Genomic DNA, 20,916 nt, shown 5'->3' on the forward strand with positions numbered 1-20,916 from the left:
GCTGTTATTTCTGGGGTTTTCATCAGACAATATTTAACAGGGGGATCGCTGCCAAAAACTAATTTGTAAACTCAGCGATCCGGGCTTGCGAAAAACTACCGTGATGCTACTGTGGGCGCACCCAATCCAGATTAATCTGAATTTATGGGATTCTTTTGCCGTCCTGGCAATGTGGTAACCGTTTTATCAAGGAAACAAGCAGTATGCGCAAAATCGCATTTTTTCTTGCGATGCTTCTGATGCCGTGCGTCTCGTTTGCCAGCTTATTAAGCAGCAATGGTTCAACAACGCCGATCAGCAAAGAATATAAGCAGCAGTTGATGGGGTCGCCGGTATACATCCAGATCTTCAAAGAAGAGCGAACCCTTGATCTCTACGTCAAAATGGGCGAGCAATACCAGCTCCTCAATAGTTACAAAATTTGTAACTACTCCGGCGGCCTGGGGCCGAAACAGCGTCAGGGCGATTTCAAAAGCCCGGAAGGGTTTTATTCCATTCAGCGCAGCCAGCTAAAACCGGACAGCCGTTTTTATAAAGCCATCAATATTGGTTTTCCTAACGCCTATGACCGTGCTCACGGTTATGAAGGGAAATACCTGATGATTCATGGCGCATGCGTCTCTATTGGCTGCTATGCCATGACCGATTCGCAAATTGACGAGATTTTCCAGTTTGTTACCGCAGCGCTGGTGTTTGGTCAGGAAAGCGTACAGCTGAGCATCTACCCGTTCCGAATGACCGACGCGAATATGCAGCGCCACAAATATTCGACCTATGCGAAATTCTGGGAACAGTTAAAACCGGGTTATGACTTCTTCCAGCAGACGCAGAAACCGCCTGTGGTCTCCGTTATCGACGGGAACTACGTGGTCAGCAAACCGCTGAGCCACGAAGTTGTTCACCCGCAGCTGGCGTCAAACTATACGCTCCCCGAGACAAAATAAGGCCCATTCACCTGGCATAATCTTTTGCCAGGTTTCATTGCCCGTTAGCGGCTGGGTAGCAATCACGGTAACCACATCGTCAGGTGTGGTTTCCCGCTGAAAATCAATTTCCACATCCTGATCCAGCAGTTTTGCCACACCAAACGGCGCCCGACGGGTAATGCAGAACAGATTGGTGGAGCAGAACGCCATCACGTAGCGTCCATCCGACAACAGCATATTAAACACACCTTTCTCACGCAGCTCAGTCGCCAGCGTTGCGATGTACTTAAATACCGCTTCCATATTGCCCGGCGTACGCGGATAACGCGTGGTAAGCTTGTGCAGCAGCCAGCAGAAGGCTTTTTCGCTGTCGGTTTCCCCGACGGGACGGAAGTTGCCTGTCTCCAGTGACTTATAACCGGTTAACTGCCCGTTATGGGCGTAAGTCCAGTTGCGTCCCCAGAGTTCGCGAGTAAAAGGATGGGTGTTTTCCAGCGCCACTTCGCCACGGTTCGCCTGACGAATGTGGGCCACCACCGAGCAGGACTTGATTGGGTAATCCTGAACCAGACGGGCAATCGGAGAGTTAAAACTGGGTTGCGGGTCTTTAAACGTACGACAGCCTTTGCCTTCGTAAAAGGTAATACCCCAGCCGTCTTTATGCGGCCCGGTTCCCCCACCGCGCTGAACAAGCCCGGTGAAACTAAAGCAAATATCGGTTGGCACATTGGCGCTCATCCCGAGCAGTTCGCACATACAACACCCCCAAACGCCCAAATGGAGAAGGCGTAATTGTTGCAACCAGCCTGAACGCGGACAGCGCGCAAGAACCGGAGCGTACACGGAGTACGTGAGGATTCTGAGTACTGCCCAGGTTCAAAATGGCAAATAAATAGCCTTCTTACGCTTTTACCATCTCTTTTTCGATCAGCATAATCAGGATATGAATCACTTTAATGTGGATTTCCTGAATACGGTCAGCGTAACCAAAATGCGGTACACGGATTTCCACATCGGCAGTACCCGCCATTTTACCGCCATCTTTACCGGTCAGAGTGATGACTTTCATCCCCTGCGCACGCGCCGCGTCAATCGCTTTAATGACATTACCAGAATTACCGGAAGTAGAAATACCTAACAGTACATCGCCCGGGCGACCAACGGCTTCAACGTAGCGAGAAAAAACATGGTCGTAGCCAAAGTCGTTACTGACGCAGGAGAGATGGCTCACGTCGGAGATGGCGATACCCGGATAACCCGGACGGTTTTCACGGTAACGCCCTGTCAACTCTTCTGCAAAGTGCATTGCATCACAGTGGGAACCACCATTACCGCAGGACAATACCTTACCGCCGGCCTTGAAGCTGTCAGCCAGCAGAACCGCCGCACGCTGAATGGCGTGGATATTGGCATCATCTTTTAAAAAGTTTGCCAGCGTTTCCGCTGCTTCGTTCAGTTCGTTACGAATCAGATCCTGGTACATGAGGATATCCTTCAGTATGAAAGCAGTATGAATGTAAATTCTCGCGCGCAGTTTACCGGATAGCATGGCAAGCGAGAAGCTAAAGCCTTGGTGATCGTCGGGGGTTTTCGTTTTTCGTGCCACATTCCTGCCAAACAATGTGAACCAGGTTGTAATTATTTTGTAAACACATTGCTAAAAGAAATAACATCCACTACAACCATATCATCACAAGTGGTCAGACCTCCTACAAGCAAGGGAGCTTTTCTCTATGATGATTTTGAGTCTACTCGCAACTGTTATCCTACTCGGCGTGTTGTTCTATCACCGGGTGAGTCTGCTGCTCAGCAGCGTAATTCTCCTGGCATGGACTGCCGCCCTTGGCGCTACAGGTCTGTGGTCAATCTGGGTACTGGTGCCGTTGGCCATTATCCTTGTGCCGTTCAACTTTGTGCCGATGCGTAAATCGCTGATCTCCGCCCCGGTATTCCGCGGTTTTCGTAAAGTGATGCCGCCAATGTCACGCACGGAAAAAGAAGCCATCGATGCCGGTACAACCTGGTGGGAAGGCGATCTGTTCCGCGGTAATCCTGACTGGAAAAAACTGCACAACTACCCGCAGCCGCGTCTGACCGCCGAAGAACAGGCCTTTATTGATGGTCCGGTGGAAGAGGCCTGCCGTATGGCTAACGACTTTCAGATCACCCATGAAATGGCCGACTTACCGCCAGAGCTGTGGGCATTCCTGAAAGAACATCGCTTCTTCGCGATGATCATTAAAAAAGAGTACGGCGGACTGGAATTCTCCGCTTACGCCCAGTCCCGCGTGCTGCAAAAACTCTCCGGCGTTTCCGGCATTCTGGCGATCACTGTCGGCGTACCGAACTCCTTAGGGCCAGGTGAGCTGCTGCAACACTACGGCACTGAAGAGCAGAAAAATCATTACTTACCCCGTCTGGCGCGTGGACAGGAAATTCCGTGTTTCGCCCTGACCAGCCCGGAAGCCGGTTCCGATGCGGGCGCAATTCCGGATACTGGCGTCGTTTGCATGGGCGACTGGCAGGGTGAGCAGGTGCTCGGTATGCGCCTGACCTGGAATAAACGCTATATCACGCTGGCCCCGATCGCGACCGTACTGGGCCTGGCGTTTAAACTTTCTGACCCGGAAAAACTGCTGGGCGGCGAAGAAGATCTCGGTATCACCTGTGCACTGATCCCCACCAACACCCCGGGTGTTGAAATTGGTCGTCGTCACTTCCCGCTGAACGTCCCGTTCCAGAACGGTCCGACACGGGGTCAGGACATTTTCGTACCGATTGATTACATCATCGGTGGCCCGAAAATGGCCGGACAGGGCTGGCGTATGCTGGTGGAATGTCTGTCCGTGGGCCGCGGTATCACGCTGCCATCCAACTCTACGGGCGGCCTGAAATCGGTGGCTATGGGTATCGGCGCTTATGCGCACATCCGTCGTCAGTTCAAAGTCGCCATCGGTAAGATGGAAGGGATTGAAGAGCCGCTGGCACGCATCGCGGGTAACGCCTATGTGATGGATGCCGCTGCCGCGCTGATTACTTACGGCATTATGCTCGGTGAGAAACCGGCGGTGCTCTCAGCCATCGTGAAATATCACTGTACTCATCGTGGTCAGCAGTCAATCATTGACGCAATGGATATCGCCGGCGGTAAAGGCATTATGCTCGGCGCGGGCAACTTCCTGGCGCGCGCCTATCAGGGCGCACCCATTGCCATCACAGTTGAAGGGGCCAATATTCTGACCCGCAGCATGATGATCTTCGGTCAGGGCGCGATTCGTTGCCATCCGTACGTGCTGGATGAAATGGCTGCTGCACAAAACAATGACGTGGATGCGTTCGATAAACTGCTGTTTAAACATATCGGCCACGTGGGCAGCAATAAGATGCGCAGCTTCTGGCTGGGGCTGACGCGCGGGCTGACCAGTTCTGCGCCCACCAGCGACTCAACCAAACGCTACTATCAGCATATCAACCGCTTAAGCGCCAACCTCGCGCTGCTGTCGGATGTGTCGATGGCGGTACTGGGTGGCAGCCTGAAACGTCGCGAACGTATCTCGGCGCGCCTCGGGGATATTTTAAGCCAGGTGTTCCTCGCCTCTGCTGTGCTGAAACGCTATGACGATGAAGGCCGTCACGAAATGGATCTGCCGCTGGTGCACTGGGGCGTACAGGATGCCTTGTATCAGGCTGAACAGGCGATGGACGATCTGCTCTCCAACTTCCCAAACCGTGTTGTCGCGGGTCTGCTGCGCGTAGTGATTTTCCCGACCGGTCGCCACTATCTGGCACCGTCCGATAAACTGGATCATCAGGTCGCCAAAATTCTGCAAACGCCGTGTGCCACCCGTTCGCGTATTGGTCGTGGTCAGTATCTGACGCCGAGTGAACACAACCCGGTCGGTCTGCTGGAAGAAGCGCTGCTTGACGTCATCGCTGCCGACCCGATTCATCAGCGCATTTGTAAAGAGCTGGGTAAAAACCTGCCATTTACACGTCTGGACGCGCTGGCAAAAGAGGCGCTGGCCGGCGGGCTTATCAATCAGGATGAAGCTGAGATCCTGACAAAAGCCGAAACCAGCCGTCTGCGCAGTATTAATGTCGATGACTTCGAACCGGAAGAGCTGGCGACACAGCCGGTAAAACCGCAGGAAAAAGTGCGTAAGCCTCAGGCTGCATAACGCACACCCGGATAGCCCCCCACCCCGCTTCGTGCGGGGTTTTTTATTACCACAAATTCCCTTTTTCTCGTGCTAAAGTGTAAAAATGCTGTTTTAGGGGAGCTTAAATCGTGCCTGGTTTAAAAATTACGCTGTTGCAACAACCATTAGTCTGGATGGACGGTCCGGCCAATTTGCGCCATTTTGATCGCCAGCTTGAAGATATCACCGGGCGTGATGTGATTGTCCTGCCGGAAATGTTTACCACCGGTTTTGCCATGGAAGCGGCAAAGCAGTCGATGCCGCAAGAAGAAGTTGTGGCGTGGATGCAAACCAAAGCCCAACAGACGAACGCGCTGGTCGCGGGCAGCGCCGCGCTGCAAACGGAGCGTGGCCCGGTTAACCGCTTCCTGTTGGTCGAGCCGGAAGGGGCCGTTCATTTTTATGATAAGCGCCATCTGTTCCGCATGGCCGATGAGCATCATCATTACGAAGCGGGTAATGAGCGTGTGGTGTTTGAGTGGCGCGGCTGGCGTATTTTACCGCTGGTCTGTTATGACCTGCGATTCCCGGTCTGGTCGCGCAATCGCGATGATTACGACCTGGCGCTGTATGTCGCCAACTGGCCTGCGCCGCGTTCACTGCACTGGCAATCGCTATTGGTGGCGCGCGCTATTGAAAACCTGGCGTATGTCGCAGGTTGCAACCGTGTGGGAACCGACGGCAACGGGCATCATTACCGCGGCGACAGCCGGGTCATTAACCCGCAGGGCGAGGTTATCGCCACCGCCGAGCCGCACCAGGCTATCCGCATTGATGCCGAGTTGTCGATGACCGCCTTAAAAGAGTACCGCGAGAAGTTTCCCGCCTGGCAGGACGCCGATCCGTTTACGCTTGGGTGATATGACGTTCCCCTCCCCCTAACCCTCTCCCTGTGGGAGAGGGGACTGTAAAGTGCGGTCTAATGCCCTGGCTGCCTGGTTTTCTCCCTCTCCCTGTGGGAGAGGGCCGGGGTGAGGGTAACCGGCCGCACCGCACTACATCAGCTTACGCACCGCCTCACTGTATGCCCGCAACGCCTGGGCCACATCCTGCTGCTGCACGCTCTCGGCCGGGTGATGGCTGATCCCTCTGTCACACCGCACAAATAACATCGCCGATGGCCAGCGTTCCGCAATGGCGATAGCATCATGCCCGGCGCCGCTTGGCAGCAAGAGCACGCGCCCCTGCACTGCCTCAACGGCACCGGCCAGCACATTACGCAGGTGCGTATCACAAGGCGTTGCCGCGATGGTGTAAAAAATATCGGAGGTAAAGGCAACACCACGCGCCTGACCGATGCGCGCGGCTTCATCCAGCAAGGCGTTTAACAGCGTCTCCCGCAGCGCATCGTTCGGGCTACGAATATCCAGCGTCAGCGTCACCGCCCCTGGAATCACATTTACCGCACCCGGTTCGCACTGCAACGTACCCACCGTCGCCACCAGCTCCGGACCAGATTCCCGTGTTTTCTGTTCAACAAAACCGATCCACTGGGCGGCGGCGGTTAATGCATCGTGGCGATGGCTCATCGGCACGGTACCCGCATGCCCCGCTTCCCCACTAAACCGACAGGTCAACCTGCGCGCACCGTTAATCGCCGTAACGACGCCAAGCGGCAGATCTTCCTGTTCAAGTACTGGCCCCTGCTCAATGTGCAGTTCCAGATACGCCGAGAAATCTTCACGGGCACGTTCTGCCGTGGCGATACGCGTGGGATCCAGACCGGCATTGACCATCGCTTGCGCCACGCTAACACCCTGCGCATCCACACAATCCAGCCAGCCCTGCGGCCAGGTGCCGGTCAGGCCGCGGCTTCCCAGCAGCGTGATGTTAAAGCGTGTGCCCTCTTCGTCGGCGAACCCGACGATTTCAATAGCCTGAGAACCCCGGAGATTCTGACGGTGCAACCAGTCAACCACCTCGATGGCGGTCAGCACGCCGAGCATGCCATCGTAACGTCCGGCGTCGCGTACGGTGTCCAGATGCGATCCCAGCAACACCGCCTGGGCGCCGTCATTTGCTGCCTCGTAACGCCCACAAATATTGCCAACCGCATCCTGCCAGGTGACCATGCCCGCCTCCTGCATCCACTGCGCCACCTGCGCGTTTGCCCGCAGATGTTCAGTAGAGAGGTAAACCCGGGTCAGCTGACCCGGCGTTTCACTGATCTCTGCCAGCGTATCGCAGCGTTCCATTACCCGGCGCGCAGCGCGGTCAGCGTCATCGGCAGTCATCATTATGCAACCCCTTCGTACACGTCCCAGGCGGCCTGCATCCCCGCACCCTGTACGGTGCGGAAGCCCAGACGGTTCAGTACCGCTTCCAGCGCGGTGAGGGTTTGCAGCACACAATCTTTGCGCGCGTTATAGCCCATGGTGCCGATACGCCAGATCTTGCCCTGCAGCGGGCCAAACGAGGTGCCGATTTCAATATGGAAATCATCCAGCAGGCGCTTGCGCACCTCTTCACCATGTACAACAGAGGGGATCATCACTCCCAGCACGTTGTTCATCTTGTGGCGAATGTCGCCAAACACTTCCAACCCCATCCCCTGAATACCTGCGAGCATGGCGCGGCCGTGTAATTCGTGGCGGGCGATCAGCGCGTCCATTCCCTCTTCCAGCATGATGCGCGCGCATTCACGGGCGGCAAACAGCATGCTGGTCGCTTCGGTATGATGGTTCAGGCGTTCCGGCCCCCAGTAGTCCATCACCATGCCGAGATCGAAATAGTTGGAGTAGATCATCTCGTCATCGCCGTCCTGGTGCGTATCGGTACGGATCCCCTGCTCCACGCATTTACGCGCGCGGATGGCCTCTTCCATTTGTGGGCTCAGGGTAATCGGCGAGCTGCCTGACGGGCCACCCAGGCATTTCTGCAAACCAGCGGAGACCGCATCCAGCCCCCAGGCGTCGGTTTCCAGCGCGTTACCACCGAGCGATGCGGTAGCATCGGTATAGAACAGCACGTCGTGGCGTCGGCAAATGTCGCCCAGGTTTTCCAGCGGTTGCAGCAGCGTGGTGGAGGTATCGCCCTGCACCGTCAGCAACACGCGAGGCTTAACACGCCTGATGGCATCTTCAATCTGATCCGCAGTAAAGACTTCGCCCCAGGGCACTTCGATGGTGTGTACTTCCGCGCGGCAGCGGCGAGCGATTTCACACAGCAGATGCCCGAAACGGCCAAAGACCGGTACCAGCACCTTGTCGCCGGGGCGGATCGCAGAAACGAGGATCGCTTCGATGCCGGCGCGCGAGGTGCCATCCACCAGCATGGTCCAGCGGTTTTGCGTACGGAAAACGTCGCGGTAGAGGGACATAACCTCATTCATATAGCCGGTCATGACCGGATCATATTGCCCCACCAGTTGGCTCGCCATGGCACGTAAGACCCGCGGGTCAGCATTGATAGGTCCAGGCCCCATCAGTAAACGATGTGGCGGGTTAATTTGCGCAGATTGCTGAGAGTCGAACATAGACACATCCTTCGGTATACAAAAGTGATCGCCATGAAACAAAAGATTCTTGTAAATACTTTCTGCAACTAATGTGCCATAGAGAAAATGATGATACCAGCCTGCTATCAGGCTGATTTATGTATTTTTCAGACGAAATAAGTGCTGACCGCCTGCGCCATCAGGATCCCCAGAACTGGTGCAAAGGCACCAAATCAGTGCATCACCGTTGTTCCAGCTCATCGAGGTCTGTATACAGCGAGGCGATATTATGGATACGCTGGCGCCCCTCTGTCAGGGCACTATGCAGTAACGCGTTCGCCAGTAAATTCACCAGACTCATGGCGCTACTGTAGCTGTCGAACGCCGACACGCTGTCGAGCGGCAGGCCAAAATGCCAGCGGACAAGTGTGGTAATGCCTGACGCCTGCGGCTCGCTGATGGCAAGCGTCGGCACCCCCTGCTTTTGCAGCGCCTCCAGCACCGGGCGGATCACCCGCGGGCGACGGCGAAATGCGATCACCACCACCACATCCTGCTCCGTGATATCCACGAGCTCTTCCGCCAGCGTCTGCCCCGGCTGGGGCATCAGCCAGACCTGACCACGGATTTGCATCAGTTGTTGGCGCAAATGCAGGGCCACCGGCGCGCTGTTGCGCAGGCCAAGAATAAAGACGCGCCGCGCCGCGCCCAGCGCCTGCACCACATCGGCAAATTGCACGGCATCCAGCGAATTCACCCACTGGGTCAGGTTCGCCATCTCCTGCTTGTAGTGCCGCGCCAGCAACGTATTGCCCTGTACGGCATCGCGGTTTTCCGTCAGCGGCATGCCGCTCTGGCGCAGTGTACGTACCTCATCACGCATTTCTTTGAAACGATCATAGCCAAGCCGTTTAAACAGGCGGCTGACAGTGGCTTTCGACACGCCGCTCAGACGGGCCAGTTCGGCGCTGTTGTAGCTCATCAGATCATCAAAATGATCCATGATAAATGAGGCAACTCTCTGTTCTTGTGGAGATAATTCGTTGTAGCACTCACGTAAGCGCGTATCTAACTGCTGCATAGGCTCTCCTGCAACTTTCGTTTCACATTAAGCTGACACAGTGAAACGCTTGTCGTCAATCTGGAACAGCTCTTGCTTAGCTCTCTGACTTACCCGAACAAAGAGAGCATGACGATGCAAAGTAATATTGCCCCTTCCGGTATGGCGGTAACGCCCCACCACCTGGCCAGTGAATCGGCATTATCGGTGTTGCGCCACGGCGGCGATGCGATTGAGGCGATGGTGGCCGCGGCGGCCACCATTGCGGTGGTCTATCCCCATATGAATGGCATCGGCGGTGATGGTTTCTGGCTGATAGTGCCGCCCGAAGGCGAACCCCTTGCCATTGATGCCAGCGGCGCCGCCGGGCAACTGGCGACACAGGCGTTCTATGCGGGGCACAGTCATATTCCCCATCGTGGTCCGCTGGCGGCGCTGACGGTTCCCGGCACGCTCAGCGGCTGGGACGAGGCGCTGAAAGTATCGGCATCAATGGGTGGCGGGCAATTGCCGCTCTCCCGCCTGCTGGCAGATGCCATTCGTTACGCCAGCGAAGGGATTCCGGTTACGCAGTCGCAGGCCAGCGCCACGCAAAGTAAATACCCGGAACTGGTGGATGTGCCGGGCTTTAGCGAGACCTTTCTCGTTCAGGGCGATGTCCCTCAGGCCGGTAGCCGTTTCTGCCAGCCGCGTCTGGCGCGTACCTTAACCCGCCTCGCCACCGACGGGCTGGACAGTTTTTATCGCGGCGCACTCGCCGATCAGATGGCGGCGGAAATGAACGCCCTCGGACTGCCACTGACCGCCCAGGATCTGACGGCCCATCGTGCTCACCGCCGGGTACCGCTTCGTCTGTCCCACAGCCAGGGCGACATCTTCAATATGACGCCGCCGACGCAAGGGCTGGTGTCGCTGGCGATCCTCGGGATTACCGACCACCTGGACATGTCTCAGGCCAGTGAAGTGCAGACCATTCACCGCATCGTCGAAGCGACCAAACAGGCCTTTGGCCTGCGTGATCGTTACATCACCGACCCGCGCCACGTGACGCTACCGGTTCAAACGTTGCTGGAACAGGCGCCGTTACAAGTACTGGCAAACAGTATTGACGAACACCGGGCCGCGCCCTGGGGCCAGGGGAAAGGGCCCGGCGACACCGTCTGGATGGGCGTGATGGATAAAAACGGACTGGCGGTGTCGTTTATTCAGAGCATTTATCACGAGTTTGGTAGCGGCGTGGTACTGCCGGAAAGCGGCGTGCTGTTACAAAACCGCGGCGCGGCATTCAGTCTTGACCCGGCTCATTTGCTGGCGCTGGTGCCCGGCAAACAGCCGTTCCACACCCTCAACCCGGCAGCCGCACGGCTGAAAGATGGCCGCACCATGGTCTACGGCACGATGGGCGGCGACGGGCAGCCGCAAACGCAGGCCGCCATATTTACCCGTCACGTGATGCAAAACATGCCCCTACAGGAAGCGGTATGCGCCCCTCGCTGGTTGCTGGGCCGCACCTGGGGGCAGACGTCCGATAGCCTGAAGCTGGAGGGGCGGTTCAGCGAGGCCACATATCAGGCGCTGCGTGACCTGGGCCATGACGTGGAATGGTTGCCGGGACTGAGCGAAGCGACGGGGCACGCGGGGGCGATTGTGCGTCATCCCAACGGCATGCTCGAAGGGGCATTTGATCCACGCAGCAACGGCAGCGCGGCCGGTTTTTAAGGAGTCATCATGAGCGATAACACACTCGACTGGCCGACATACATCCGGCTGATGGAACAATTACTGGCGGTACCGCTGGACGATGCACGCCGGGCGGAGCTGGAAGTTCAGCTTACCCGCATCGCAGCCATGGCGCAGCCGCTGATGGCCTTTCCCCTGCCGCACCGCCAGGAAGGCGCAGGAGAGTATCGGCTATGAGCTTATCCATTCGGGACATTCAGCAAGGACTGCGTAGCAAAACGTTTAGCGCGCGCGAACTGGCACAGCAATCACTGGCGTTGATTGAGCAGGCAAACCCTGACATCAACGCCTTCACCGGCGTAACCGCGACACGCATGCTCACCGAAGCCGCACATATCGATGCGCGCCGGGCGGCAGGCGAAACACTGCCTGCGCTGGCAGGCGTGCCCTACGCGGTGAAAAACCTCTTCGACGTCGAGGGCGTGACCACGCTGGCGGGGGCAAAGCTGTTCAGCACCCAGCCCCCCGCAACAAAAGATGCTTTCGCCATTCGCCAGCTTGCAAATGCGGGCGCAACGCTGGCCGGCACGCTCAATATGGATGCCTATGCCTATGGCTTCACCACAGAGAACAGCCACTACGGCGCAACGCGTAACCCGCGAGACCTCACACGCGTGGCGGGCGGCTCCTCGGGCGGTTCGGCTGCGGCGGTTGCGGCCGGGCTGGTCAATTTCGCGCTGGGTACAGACACCAACGGCTCTATTCGCGTTCCCGCCTCGCTGTGCGGCGTACTGGGGTTAAAACCCACCTTTGGGCGCTTATCACGCAGCGGCAGCCATCCGTTTGTTGCCAGCCTGGACCACATTGGCCCGCTGGCACGAAACGTGGAGGATTTAGCCTGCGTCTATGACGCGCTGCTGGGACATGACGGGGAAGACAACTGGCAATCCCCACGCGAACCGGTCGCTGTTCTGCCAGCGTTATCCGCTACGGGGACGCTACGCTGTGCCGTGCTGGAGGGCTATTTTACAACCTGGTGTACTGCCGATGCCCGTGCCGCCGTCAACGTGGTAGCGCAGGCGCTGGGAGCCAATCAGACGCGGGTATTGCCGGAAGCGGAACTGGCCCGTTCCGCCGCATTTTTGCTTTCTGCGGCAGAGGGGGGCAACCATTATCTCCCGGCGCTGCGAACGGATGCCGATAAGTTCGAGCCAAATTCCCGTGAGCGTCTGCTGGCAGGCGCAATGACGCCCTCGGCCTGGTATACCCAGGCACAGCGTTTTCGCGCCTGGTTTCGCGATCAAACGCTGCCGCTGTTTAACGACGTGGATCTGCTTCTGGCTCCGGCGACACCCTGCAGTGCGACGCCGGTTGGCGAGAATACCATGCGCATTAACCACACCGATTTACCGATCAAAGCCAGTATGGGGATGCTGACGCAGCCCATCTCGTTTTTAGGTCTGCCGGTTGCCACCGTACCCGTGAAAACCGCCTCGGGATTGCCGATTGGCGTACAGATTATTGCTGCCCCCTGGCAGGAACCGCGCTGCCTGCAGGCGGCGTGGCGGCTGGAGCAGGCGGGCATTCTTTACCCACAGGAAGCATGATGAACAGAGAACATATTGACCGTCCGACCGTGTTGAATGAGGTCACCGCTGCGTTTTACCGTTATGAGCAGGCGCTTATCAGTAATGATGTGGCCGTGCTGGATGAGCTTTTTTGGGCGGATCCGCGAACCGTCCGCTATGGCGCAACGGAAAATCTGTACGGCATTGAAGCGATTCGCGAGTTTCGCAACGCCCGTCCGTCAGCCGGGCTGGACAGGCTGCTGCATAACACCACGATCACCACATACGGTGAGGATATGGCGGTCGCGAGCACGGAGTTTACGCGCGAGAACAGTGAACGAGTAGGCCGCCAGATGCAGACCTGGGTGAAGTTTCCCTATGGCTGGCGGATTGTGGCGGCCCATGTCAGCTTGATGGGGTGAAAGGAAAGAGGGGTGCGGCCGGGTGCCTGCACCCCGGCCCTCTCTGCTCGTATGGAAAACGTAGCCCGGATCAGGCGCTTGCGCCGCCAACCGGGAATTGTCCCCGGTGGCGCTGCGCTTACCAGGGCTACAGAAAACGTAGCCCGGATCAGGCGCTTGCGCCGCCATCCGGGAATTATCCCCGGTGGCGCTGCGCTTACCAGGGCTACAGTATGCCCCCACCCCCCTTCAGGGAGAAGGTTAGGCTGAGGGGAAAATCACTCGGACTGATACGGGTGCGTCTTCACCCAGTGCTCGGCGATATCCTGGCGGCGGCACACCCACACATCCTCGTGGCTCTGCACATAATCCAGAAAACGCTGCAGAGCCTTAAAGCGCCCAGGTCGACCCAGCAGTCGGCAGTGCATACCAATCGACATCATTTTCGGTGACGTCTCTCCCTCTTCATACAGCACATCGAAACTGTCTTTCAGGTAGGTATAGAACTGCTCAGCGGTATTAAAACCCTGCGCAGTGGCAAAGCGCATGTCGTTCGCATCCAGGGTATAGGGCACAATCAGATGAGGCTTCTGGTCGACCGTCGTCCAGAACGGCAGATCGTCGCCATAGTAATCGCTGTCATATAAAAAATTGCCCTGCTCTACCACCAGCTTACGGGTGTTCGGACTGTCGCGTCCGGTGTACCAGCCGCTCGGCGCCTTGCCAAACAGCGTAGTGAGGATCTCCATTGCCTGCTGCATGTGCTGGCGCTCCGTCTGGATATCCATATTTTGATAGTGGATCCAGCGCCAACCGTGGCTCACCACGTCGTAATCCGCCGCCTTAATCGCCGCGACGATCTCCGGGTTGCGTGCCAGCGCCATTGCAATGCCGAATACCGTTAGCGGCAGGCCGCGCTTTTGGAACTCATTGTGAATGCGCCAGAAACCTGCGCGGGAACCGTATTCATATAGCGAGTCCATGGACATGTGTCTGTCAGGGTAGCTGGCCGCGCCGATAATATCGGACAGAAACTGTTCAGAACCGGCGTCGCCATGCAGAATATGGTTCTCACCGCCCTCTTCGAAGTTCAGGACAAACTGCACGGCAATGCGCGCCCCACCGGGCCACTGCGCATGAGGAGGTTTCCCGGCGTACCCCGCCAGATCGCGCGGGTAGTTATCGGTAAAGTGCCAGACAGGCTTGTCCGTATCTGAATGCATGCTGATTCGACCTCATTTTGGGGCCGCTTTCAGCTCAGCATTTCAAAGCATCCTGAAAGCGGCTTTTTATTGGGATACGCCAGATCGCCGTACTTACTGGTACCAAGCCCCAATGCCAGGAGGGATTCCACCATTTTCACCGCGGCCGTGACGCCATCAATCACCGGAATACCCAGCTCCTGCGTCAGCTCGCTGGCAAGGTTTGCCATCCCGCCACAGCCAAGAACAATAGCGCCGCTATTATCTTCTCGTTTGGCTTGTATACAGCGCTCGCGTACTTTCTGTTGAGCAAGACCCGTGCCATCTTCTAACGCCAGTACCGGTAAATCGATCGCATGCAGCGCGGCGCAGTGGTGTTCGAAGCCATATTGCTGCAATAAATGACGGGCGATAATCACCGTTCGCGGCAAGGTGGTAACGATGGAAAAACGCGTTGCGACCATAGTAGCGACATGCATAGCCGCTTCGGCAATCCCCACCACCGGCCCGGTTGCTAGTTCTCGCGCGGCCAGCAATCCCGGATCGCCAAAGCAGGCAATCACATGACCTTGCGCCCCCTGCACCATCCCTCTCTTTATCTGTTCCAGCACGCCAATGGCGGCAATCGCCTCGTCAAAATGCCCTTCAATCGACGCTACGCCCTGGGTCGGACAACTGGCGAGGATCGTTGTACCCGGCGCGGCAACCTGGCGGGCGGCGCTGGCGATGGTATGGGTCATCTCCGGGCTGGTATTAGGATTAATCACCTGTATACAACATGGCATCATGGGTGTTCTCCTGCAGCGCCGAACAGGCGGGCAAAGTCGGGAAGGATGTCGCCGCCGCGCTCAAAACTGAGGCTCGAGACGATATGGTCGAAGTGATGCGCCATGGCGTGACTCAGCGCTGCGCCGTCCTTTTTACGTAGCAGCTCGATGAGCCTGTCGTGGTCGTCACAGCGGCATCCGCGCTGCCAGGGGGCGCCCCAGGCGGCAATCACCAGTGACGAGCGCTGTGCCAGTGTGGTCACGATATCTGTCACCACCGCATTACCCGAGATAGCCTGCAGTTGAATATGAAACGCCGCAGAATGGCGAATCGCCGCCGCGCCATCGTGGTTCTGATGCGCCTCTTCTTCCTGCGCGATGATTTTCTCCAGCCCCACTATATGCGGTGCCTGCAGATGCTCAAGCACCTGCGGCAGATTGGCGCACTCGATCATTTTGCGGGTGGCGAAGATCGATTTCGACTCGTCGATATCCGGTTTGGCGACGAATGCACCACGTCTGGGCGTCATGGTGACCATTTGCACCGTCGCAAGGCGCGTCAGGACCTTACGGATCCCCGTGCGGCTAACGCCAAACACGTCAGCCAGCGCTTCTTCGGGTAATTTACTGCCTGGCGGGAGTTGATGTTCGACAATGGCGGTCATCAGCGACTGCCAGATGAAGTTTTCTTTATCTTCCAGATCTGCTGGGGTCTGTAGCCCCGTTGGTTGCTTCATTGGGGTATTCCTTTGTTACGTATTTCTTATCTATTTGTATACATCATTAAAGTATTTTGTATACATAAAATTAAAACCTGGCCTGGTTCATGCAATACAGGATGGCAGACATAACGTCACAATCTGTATTCAGAGGAGCAGATTCCATGCCAAACCTTGAACCAAATTACAAAGACAGTTACAGCCCAAGACTTACTAACAACGATTTGGCCCCAACGCGCGACCAGAACTGGACGTGGTACAACATCTTCTCTTTCTGGATGTCCGACGTGCACAGCATGGGCGGATACGTGGTCGCGGCCAGCTTCTTCGCGCTCGGCCTTGCCAGCTGGCAGGTATTACTGTGCCTGTTGCTGGGCATCTGTATTGTGCAGTTGTGCGCAAACCTTGTCGCCAAACCAAGCCAAATGGCTGGCGTGCCCTATGCGGTGATCTGTCGCCAGGCATTTGGCGTGTTCGGTGCCAACATTCCTGCCGTCATACGTGGGCTTATCGCTTTTGCCTGGTATGGTATACAAACCTATCTGGCGGCCAATGCGTTAATGCTGGTGATGCTGAAATTCTGGCCGTCTCTGGCGCCGATGACCGAGGGGCATTTCCTGGGTCTGTCGCATCTGGGTTGGGTGTGCTTCGGTATCATGTGGGTATTGCAGGCGCTGGTGTTCTGGCACGGGATGAGCGCGATTAAACGCTTTATCGATATCGCTGGCCCGGCAGTCTACGTAGTGATGCTGGCGCTGGCGGTGTGGATCCTGTCACAAACCGGCTTTAGCGGTATCTCCTTTACCCTTGCCAGCAAAGAGCTGACCGCAGGCGAGCAAACCTGGCAGATGATCACCGCAACTGCGCTGGTGGTTTCTTACTTCTCCGGGCCATTGCTCAACTTTGGCGACTTTTCGCGCTACGGCAAGAGCATGCAGGAAATTCGTCGTGGCAACCGCTGGGGTCTGCCGTTTAACTTCCTGCTGTTCTCCATCGTTACCGTGGTGATCGTTTCAGGCACGCAGTCGCTGTTCGGCAAAATGATCACCGACCCCATCGAGACCGTCAGCCACGTAGGCAACAGCCTGGCGATGGCGATTGGCCTGTTGACCATGATCATCGCCACCATCGGCATCAATATCGTGGCAAACTTCGTCTCCCCGGCGTTCGATTTCTCTAACTGCTCACCGCAGAAAATAAGCTTCCGTACGGGTGGGATGATCGCCGCAGTTGGCTCCGTGTTGCTGACGCCGTGGAACCTGTTCCAGTCTCCGGAACTCATCCACTACACGCTGGATGTGCTGGGTTCTTTTATTGGGCCGTTGTTCGGTATCCTGCTGGCTGACTTCTATCTGATTAAACGCGGGAAGGTATTTGTCGACGACCTGTTTACTGTCTCCCCGAATGGGCGTTACTGGTACAAAAACGGCATTAATCCGAAAGCCGTTGCTGCTCTGGTACCGTCGGTTGCCGTATGCCTGATCATTAGCTTTATTCCCTCACTGCACGAAGTCGCTAATTTTAGCTGGTTTATCGGCGTGTTTCTGGGTGCATGCAGTTATCGCTGGATTGCACGTCACGATCGCGAAGGGGTTAGCGAAGGGTTTGCTCCACGTCGCGCAACGGCGAAGGAGTAAATGCAAAAAGGCCCGGACTGGGGTGGTCCGGGCCTTATGCTGACAGAGGGTTAGAAGCAAACCACACGACACTTACTGCTTCTTCTGCCCTGAGTGACTCTCGCGTGAGTTGCTTAAAATGGCATAGCGGTTGAGCAACTGCTGAAAGTATGAAGGGAAACGATATTATTCAGGTGGGTTATATAAAATTCGTAACGAGATTCAGGGAGGCAGATATCAACAGACGAAAAAAAACCGCATCCGTTTTTCAACGCTGCGGTTTTCTTACTTATCAGATGTCACAGACACCCGAGTTGAATGTTGGCGGAACGGACGGGACTCGAACCCGCGACCCCCTGCGTGACAGGCAGGTATTCTAACCGACTGAACTACCGCTCCGCGATGTTCCCGTTGGGGAACGAGGCGCATATTACGGATTGTGCTTAGAGCCGTCAACGCTTTTTCTGATGATTTGTATCGTTTGCTGCAAAAATCACCCAACGTGCCATTTTATCATCAAAAGTTAAGGGGTTACGCGCGCCAGAGGCAGCTTCCGCCCTTTTTTTGCACCAGGTCCAGACGCGACTCATGCGCCGCCAGTTCTTCATCACTGGCTAAAACAACCCGTAACTTACTTGCCTGACGGACAACGCGCTGAATACCGGCTTCCCCTTGCTGCTGTTGCCCCTCACCTTCCATTGAAAAAGCCATGGAAGTCTGACCGCCCGTCATCAGCAGATACACATCAGCCAGAATCTGGGAATCGAGTAACGCCCCGTGCAGGGTACGTTTGCTGTTATCTATTTCATAACGTGAGCAAAGCGCATCAAGGCTATTACGCTTGCCGGGAAACATACGTCGCGCCAGCGCCAGACTGTCTGTGACCTTACAGAACGTCTCAGTCTTCGGAATACCGCGATTTAATTTGCTGAATTCATAGTCAAGAAAGCCGATATCGAACGATGCATTATGAATAACGAGCTCAGCACCGCGTACATATTCGATAAACTCATCGGCGATGTCGCCAAACGTAGGTTTATCAAGCAAAAATTCATCCGCAATACCGTGAACGCCAAAGGCTTCTGGATCCACCAGACGATCGGGCTTGAGATAAATGTGGAAGTTATTTCCCGTCAGACGACGGTTAATCACTTCAACGGCACCGATCTCAATGATTTTGTGCCCTTCATAGTGTGCGCCGATCTGGTTCATACCGGTGGTTTCGGTATCGAGGACGATCTGTCGAGTAATTGCAGTGCTCATAGCGGTCATTTATGTCAGACTTATCGTTTTACAGTTCGATTTCAATTACAGGAAGTCTACCAGAGATGCTTAAGCAGGTAGAAATTTTCACCGATGGCTCTTGCCTGGGTAACCCAGGGCCCGGTGGCTATGGCGCGATTCTCCGCTTTCGTGGCCGCGAAAAATCATTCAGCGAAGGTTATCGTCTGACCACTAACAACCGGATGGAGCTGATGGCTGCTATTGTCGCGCTGGAAGCCCTCAAAGAACATTGCGAAGTGATTCTTAGCACGGACAGCCAGTACGTTCGCCAGGGGATCACCCAGTGGATCCACAACTGGAAAAAACGCGGCTGGAAAACCGCAGAAAAAAAACCGGTGAAAAATGTCGATCTGTGGCAACGCCTGGATGCTGCCCTCGGCGAGCATAAAATCCGCTGGGAATGGGTAAAAGGCCACGCCGGGCACCCGGAAAACGAACGCTGTGATGAACTCGCACGGGCTGCGGCATTGAAGCCAACGCAGGAGGATATCGGCTATCTGGCCGATCAAGGCTGACGTGTCTGGCGGGTTGCGCTGACGGTTTGGCGTACGCTGGGTTTTGCCCGGCGCATTTTCATCGGATTTAGCGTTAACGGGATCGTGCGTTTACGCGCGACAATCAGTTGCATACAGCCAAGCGCAGGCAGATGGGTGTTTAACAGTCGCCCTCCCTGCTTCGACCAGGGAATAACCCGAAAACGACTATAATGAAGCACTTCAAAATTCAGTAGCGATAACCAGTCGATTTGGCGCATCAGGGTAAACATGCGACTGCTGATTGCAGGCGATCGACGCAAAACCGGAATAGCTTTGCCTATTCCCAGCAAGCTGACTGGATTAAACCCGCTGATCACCAGCCAGCCATCATCGATCAGCACGCGATCGACTTCCTGCAGCAGACGATGCGGATCCGGGCACCAGGGTAGCGTGTGGCCCAGCAGGCAGGCATCGACGGATTTCGCCGCAAAGGGAAGATGCAATGGGTCAGCGCGGACGTGAACAGGGTCGCCGGTGAGTGAAACATTAACCTGATGTGAAATAGCGCAACTTTCGGCATTGATTTCTGCGCTGAGATTGCCAATCTTAAGCAGATGAAATCCATACATTTTTGCAAACCACGGCTTGAGCTCCTTCTCCAGTGCTTCACGGTAATACTCGCCCTTAGGCAACTCAGCCCAATGTGTCGGTGCTATGTACTTACGGGGAGTCCTTGCCGGTTTCATCACAACCTTCCATTACGCTTTGAGAGGTAACTATGAATCTTACCAGTATTCCCGCATTTCAGGACAATTACATCTGGGTATTAAGTGAAGATGACGGTCGCTGCCTGATCGTTGATCCCGGAGAGGCTGCCCCCGTACTGAAAGCCCTCGAAGAGAATCACTGGCAGCCAGTTGCGATCCTGCTCACCCATCATCATAACGATCATGTTGGCGGCGTGGAGGAACTGAGTCAGAAATTTCCTAATATTGTGGTTTACGGACCGGCAGAGACACAACATAAGGGGGCGACAAAAATTGTCGGAGAGGGCGATCGACTACAGCTCCTCGGGCAAGAATTCAGCGTATTTCACACGCCAGGTCACACTTTAGGACATATCTGTTACTTTAGCGAACCTTATCTTTTTTGTGGCGATACGATGTTCTCTGGCGGATGCGGAAGACTCTTCGAAGGCACAGCAGATCAGATGTTTGCCTCTTTTTGTAAGATTAATGCGCTTCCCGACGATACGCTCATTTGTTGCGCACATGAGTATACTTCAGGAAATATTAAGTTTGCTCTTAGCCTGTTACCTGAAGATCCTGACCTTAACGAATATTATCGAAAAGTTAATGAGTTACGTGCAAAGAATCAAAAAACACTCCCCACAACTCTGAAAATTGAGCGTCGGATTAATGTTTTTTTACGCACGCAAGATACTGATTTAATTGAGGTAATAAATAAAGAAACAACGTTGCAACAAGCTAGCGCGCGTTTTGCCTGGTTAAGGTCAAAGAAAGATAACTTCTGACAATTGCGGGTTGCCTTTTTAAAACTTCGCCGTTATGATCGCTCGTCT

At 55.6% G+C, this 20,916-nt stretch carries 20 protein-coding genes and 1 tRNA gene; 10 read left to right on the forward strand and 11 right to left on the reverse strand.

The genetic code is table 11. From position 1 onward, the window contains the following. Positions 1 to 203 precede the first annotated feature (203 nt). Positions 204 to 944 carry a peptidoglycan meso-diaminopimelic acid protein amidase gene (dpaA, locus tag L2097_RS14535; RefSeq protein WP_047371706.1) on the forward strand — a complete coding sequence of 247 codons (741 nt, stop codon included), beginning with the start codon at positions 204 to 206 and terminating at the stop codon, positions 942 to 944. Here dpaA and L2097_RS14540 read toward each other — a convergent pair. Together L2097_RS14540 and lpcA are read right to left on the reverse strand one after the other, a co-directional pair. Beyond that, complete coding sequence (locus L2097_RS14540; protein WP_250353097.1) at positions 915 to 1,682, reverse strand: class II glutamine amidotransferase; 768 nt, start codon at positions 1,680 to 1,682, stop codon at positions 915 to 917. The genes dpaA and L2097_RS14540 overlap by 30 nt on opposite strands. A gap of 145 nt (positions 1,683 to 1,827) precedes the next feature. Next, the gene (gene lpcA / locus L2097_RS14545) at positions 1,828 to 2,409 is read right to left on the reverse strand and encodes a D-sedoheptulose 7-phosphate isomerase (protein WP_047371708.1); all 582 of its coding nucleotides are present in this window, start codon (positions 2,407 to 2,409) and stop codon (positions 1,828 to 1,830) included. Between the two features lie 250 nt (positions 2,410 to 2,659). Here lpcA and fadE point away from each other — a divergent pair, with 250 nt between their 5' ends. After that, positions 2,660 to 5,104 carry an acyl-CoA dehydrogenase FadE gene (fadE, locus tag L2097_RS14550; protein ID WP_250353098.1) on the forward strand — a complete coding sequence of 815 codons (2,445 nt, stop codon included), beginning with the start codon at positions 2,660 to 2,662 and terminating at the stop codon, positions 5,102 to 5,104. Positions 5,105 to 5,214: 110 nt separating this feature from the next. Beyond that, a complete protein-coding gene (locus L2097_RS14555; RefSeq protein WP_142516512.1) occupies positions 5,215 to 5,985 on the forward strand; it encodes an amidohydrolase in 771 nt (256 codons plus the stop codon). Between the two features lie 135 nt (positions 5,986 to 6,120). Here L2097_RS14555 and hpxK read toward each other — a convergent pair whose 3' ends face one another. The 3 genes from hpxK to L2097_RS14570 form a co-directional block, all read right to left on the reverse strand. Continuing rightward, a complete protein-coding gene (hpxK, locus tag L2097_RS14560) occupies positions 6,121 to 7,362 on the reverse strand; it encodes an allantoate amidohydrolase (RefSeq protein WP_250353099.1) in 1,242 nt (413 codons plus the stop codon). Beyond that, positions 7,362 to 8,600: a pyridoxal-phosphate-dependent aminotransferase family protein gene (locus L2097_RS14565; RefSeq protein ID WP_250353100.1), complete on the reverse strand. Its 1,239-nt coding sequence runs from the start codon at positions 8,598 to 8,600 to the stop codon at positions 7,362 to 7,364. Before L2097_RS14565 ends, hpxK begins: the two co-directional genes overlap by 1 nt. Positions 8,601 to 8,802: 202 nt before the next feature. Next, positions 8,803 to 9,642 carry a MurR/RpiR family transcriptional regulator gene (locus tag L2097_RS14570; protein WP_250353101.1) on the reverse strand — a complete coding sequence of 280 codons (840 nt, stop codon included), beginning with the start codon at positions 9,640 to 9,642 and terminating at the stop codon, positions 8,803 to 8,805. A gap of 114 nt (positions 9,643 to 9,756) precedes the next feature. Between L2097_RS14570 and L2097_RS14575 the strand changes: the two genes are divergently transcribed. The 4 genes from L2097_RS14575 to hpxZ are packed head-to-tail and all read left to right on the forward strand — an operon-like array spanning position 9,757 to position 13,291. After that, a complete protein-coding gene (locus L2097_RS14575; RefSeq protein ID WP_250353173.1) occupies positions 9,757 to 11,340 on the forward strand; it encodes a gamma-glutamyltransferase family protein in 1,584 nt (527 codons plus the stop codon). A gap of 9 nt (positions 11,341 to 11,349) precedes the next feature. Beyond that, positions 11,350 to 11,538, forward strand: coding sequence for an oxalurate catabolism protein HpxX (gene hpxX / locus L2097_RS14580; protein WP_047371714.1), 189 nt, complete (start codon positions 11,350 to 11,352; stop codon positions 11,536 to 11,538). Beyond that, positions 11,535 to 12,908: an AtzE family amidohydrolase gene (locus L2097_RS14585; RefSeq protein WP_250353102.1), complete on the forward strand. Its 1,374-nt coding sequence runs from the start codon at positions 11,535 to 11,537 to the stop codon at positions 12,906 to 12,908. The genes hpxX and L2097_RS14585 overlap by 4 nt, the downstream gene beginning before the upstream one ends. Further along, the gene (hpxZ, locus tag L2097_RS14590) at positions 12,908 to 13,291 is read left to right on the forward strand and encodes an oxalurate catabolism protein HpxZ (protein ID WP_250353174.1); all 384 of its coding nucleotides are present in this window, start codon (positions 12,908 to 12,910) and stop codon (positions 13,289 to 13,291) included. Before L2097_RS14585 ends, hpxZ begins: the two co-directional genes overlap by 1 nt. A gap of 257 nt (positions 13,292 to 13,548) precedes the next feature. Here the strand turns inward: hpxZ and puuE are convergent, their stop codons facing one another. Genes puuE through L2097_RS14605 form a run of 3 tightly spaced genes read right to left on the reverse strand, consistent with a single transcriptional unit; the run spans position 13,549 to position 15,976 of the window. Then, positions 13,549 to 14,493 (reverse strand): allantoinase PuuE, encoded by a 945-nt coding sequence (puuE, locus tag L2097_RS14595; RefSeq protein WP_085007451.1) that lies wholly within the window; start codon positions 14,491 to 14,493, stop codon positions 13,549 to 13,551. A gap of 29 nt (positions 14,494 to 14,522) precedes the next feature. Then, complete coding sequence (gene hpxA, locus L2097_RS14600; RefSeq protein ID WP_085007452.1) at positions 14,523 to 15,260, reverse strand: allantoin racemase; 738 nt, start codon at positions 15,258 to 15,260, stop codon at positions 14,523 to 14,525. After that, positions 15,257 to 15,976 carry a GntR family transcriptional regulator gene (locus L2097_RS14605; RefSeq protein WP_085007453.1) on the reverse strand — a complete coding sequence of 240 codons (720 nt, stop codon included), beginning with the start codon at positions 15,974 to 15,976 and terminating at the stop codon, positions 15,257 to 15,259. Before L2097_RS14605 ends, hpxA begins: the two co-directional genes overlap by 4 nt. A gap of 146 nt (positions 15,977 to 16,122) precedes the next feature. Between L2097_RS14605 and L2097_RS14610 the strand changes: the two genes are divergently transcribed. After that, positions 16,123 to 17,595, forward strand: coding sequence for an NCS1 family nucleobase:cation symporter-1 (locus L2097_RS14610; RefSeq protein ID WP_047371720.1), 1,473 nt, complete (start codon positions 16,123 to 16,125; stop codon positions 17,593 to 17,595). 301 nt (positions 17,596 to 17,896) lie between these two features. Here the strand turns inward: L2097_RS14610 and L2097_RS14615 are convergent. Further along, positions 17,897 to 17,973, reverse strand: a tRNA-Asp gene (locus L2097_RS14615). Between the two features lie 132 nt (positions 17,974 to 18,105). Further along, a complete protein-coding gene (gene dnaQ / locus L2097_RS14620) occupies positions 18,106 to 18,837 on the reverse strand; it encodes a DNA polymerase III subunit epsilon (RefSeq protein ID WP_047371735.1) in 732 nt (243 codons plus the stop codon). Positions 18,838 to 18,902: 65 nt separating this feature from the next. Between dnaQ and rnhA the strand changes: the two genes are divergently transcribed. Next, positions 18,903 to 19,373, forward strand: a complete 471-nt coding sequence (gene rnhA / locus L2097_RS14625) for a ribonuclease HI (protein ID WP_047371736.1) — start codon at positions 18,903 to 18,905, stop codon at positions 19,371 to 19,373. Here the strand turns inward: rnhA and L2097_RS14630 are convergent. Further along, the gene (locus L2097_RS14630; RefSeq protein ID WP_047371737.1) at positions 19,364 to 20,080 is read right to left on the reverse strand and encodes a class I SAM-dependent methyltransferase; all 717 of its coding nucleotides are present in this window, start codon (positions 20,078 to 20,080) and stop codon (positions 19,364 to 19,366) included. The genes rnhA and L2097_RS14630 overlap by 10 nt on opposite strands. Positions 20,081 to 20,112: 32 nt before the next feature. Here L2097_RS14630 and gloB point away from each other — a divergent pair, with 32 nt between their 5' ends. Next, positions 20,113 to 20,868, forward strand: a complete 756-nt coding sequence (gloB, locus tag L2097_RS14635) for a hydroxyacylglutathione hydrolase (RefSeq protein WP_250353103.1) — start codon at positions 20,113 to 20,115, stop codon at positions 20,866 to 20,868. The last annotated feature ends 48 nt before the right edge of the window (positions 20,869 to 20,916 follow it).

The sequence above is a fragment of the Citrobacter sp. MNAZ 1397 genome (assembly GCF_023613995.1).
Lineage (GTDB): Bacteria > Pseudomonadota > Gammaproteobacteria > Enterobacterales > Enterobacteriaceae > Phytobacter > Phytobacter ursingii.

Bases quoted from the DNA above. Each gene is read 5' to 3' on its own strand.
- dpaA (WP_047371706.1), top strand. From the start codon at position 204: ATGCGCAAAATCGCATTTTTTCTTGCGATGCTTCTGATGCCGTGCGTC.
- L2097_RS14540 (WP_250353097.1), bottom strand. From the start codon at position 1,682: ATGTGCGAACTGCTCGGGATGAGCGCCAATGTGCCAACCGATATTTGC.
- lpcA (WP_047371708.1), bottom strand. From the start codon at position 2,409: ATGTACCAGGATCTGATTCGTAACGAACTGAACGAAGCAGCGGAAACG.
- fadE (WP_250353098.1), top strand. From the start codon at position 2,660: ATGATGATTTTGAGTCTACTCGCAACTGTTATCCTACTCGGCGTGTTG.
- hpxK (WP_250353099.1), bottom strand. From the start codon at position 7,362: ATGATGACTGCCGATGACGCTGACCGCGCTGCGCGCCGGGTAATGGAA.
- L2097_RS14565 (WP_250353100.1), bottom strand. From the start codon at position 8,600: ATGTTCGACTCTCAGCAATCTGCGCAAATTAACCCGCCACATCGTTTA.
- L2097_RS14570 (WP_250353101.1), bottom strand. From the start codon at position 9,642: ATGCAGCAGTTAGATACGCGCTTACGTGAGTGCTACAACGAATTATCT.
- L2097_RS14575 (WP_250353173.1), top strand. From the start codon at position 9,757: ATGCAAAGTAATATTGCCCCTTCCGGTATGGCGGTAACGCCCCACCAC.
- hpxX (WP_047371714.1), top strand. From the start codon at position 11,350: ATGAGCGATAACACACTCGACTGGCCGACATACATCCGGCTGATGGAA.
- L2097_RS14585 (WP_250353102.1), top strand. From the start codon at position 11,535: ATGAGCTTATCCATTCGGGACATTCAGCAAGGACTGCGTAGCAAAACG.
- hpxZ (WP_250353174.1), top strand. From the start codon at position 12,908: ATGAACAGAGAACATATTGACCGTCCGACCGTGTTGAATGAGGTCACC.
- puuE (WP_085007451.1), bottom strand. From the start codon at position 14,493: ATGCATTCAGATACGGACAAGCCTGTCTGGCACTTTACCGATAACTAC.
- hpxA (WP_085007452.1), bottom strand. From the start codon at position 15,260: ATGATGCCATGTTGTATACAGGTGATTAATCCTAATACCAGCCCGGAG.
- L2097_RS14605 (WP_085007453.1), bottom strand. From the start codon at position 15,976: ATGAAGCAACCAACGGGGCTACAGACCCCAGCAGATCTGGAAGATAAA.
- L2097_RS14610 (WP_047371720.1), top strand. From the start codon at position 16,123: ATGCCAAACCTTGAACCAAATTACAAAGACAGTTACAGCCCAAGACTT.
- dnaQ (WP_047371735.1), bottom strand. From the start codon at position 18,837: ATGAGCACTGCAATTACTCGACAGATCGTCCTCGATACCGAAACCACC.
- rnhA (WP_047371736.1), top strand. From the start codon at position 18,903: ATGCTTAAGCAGGTAGAAATTTTCACCGATGGCTCTTGCCTGGGTAAC.
- L2097_RS14630 (WP_047371737.1), bottom strand. From the start codon at position 20,080: ATGAAACCGGCAAGGACTCCCCGTAAGTACATAGCACCGACACATTGG.
- gloB (WP_250353103.1), top strand. From the start codon at position 20,113: ATGAATCTTACCAGTATTCCCGCATTTCAGGACAATTACATCTGGGTA.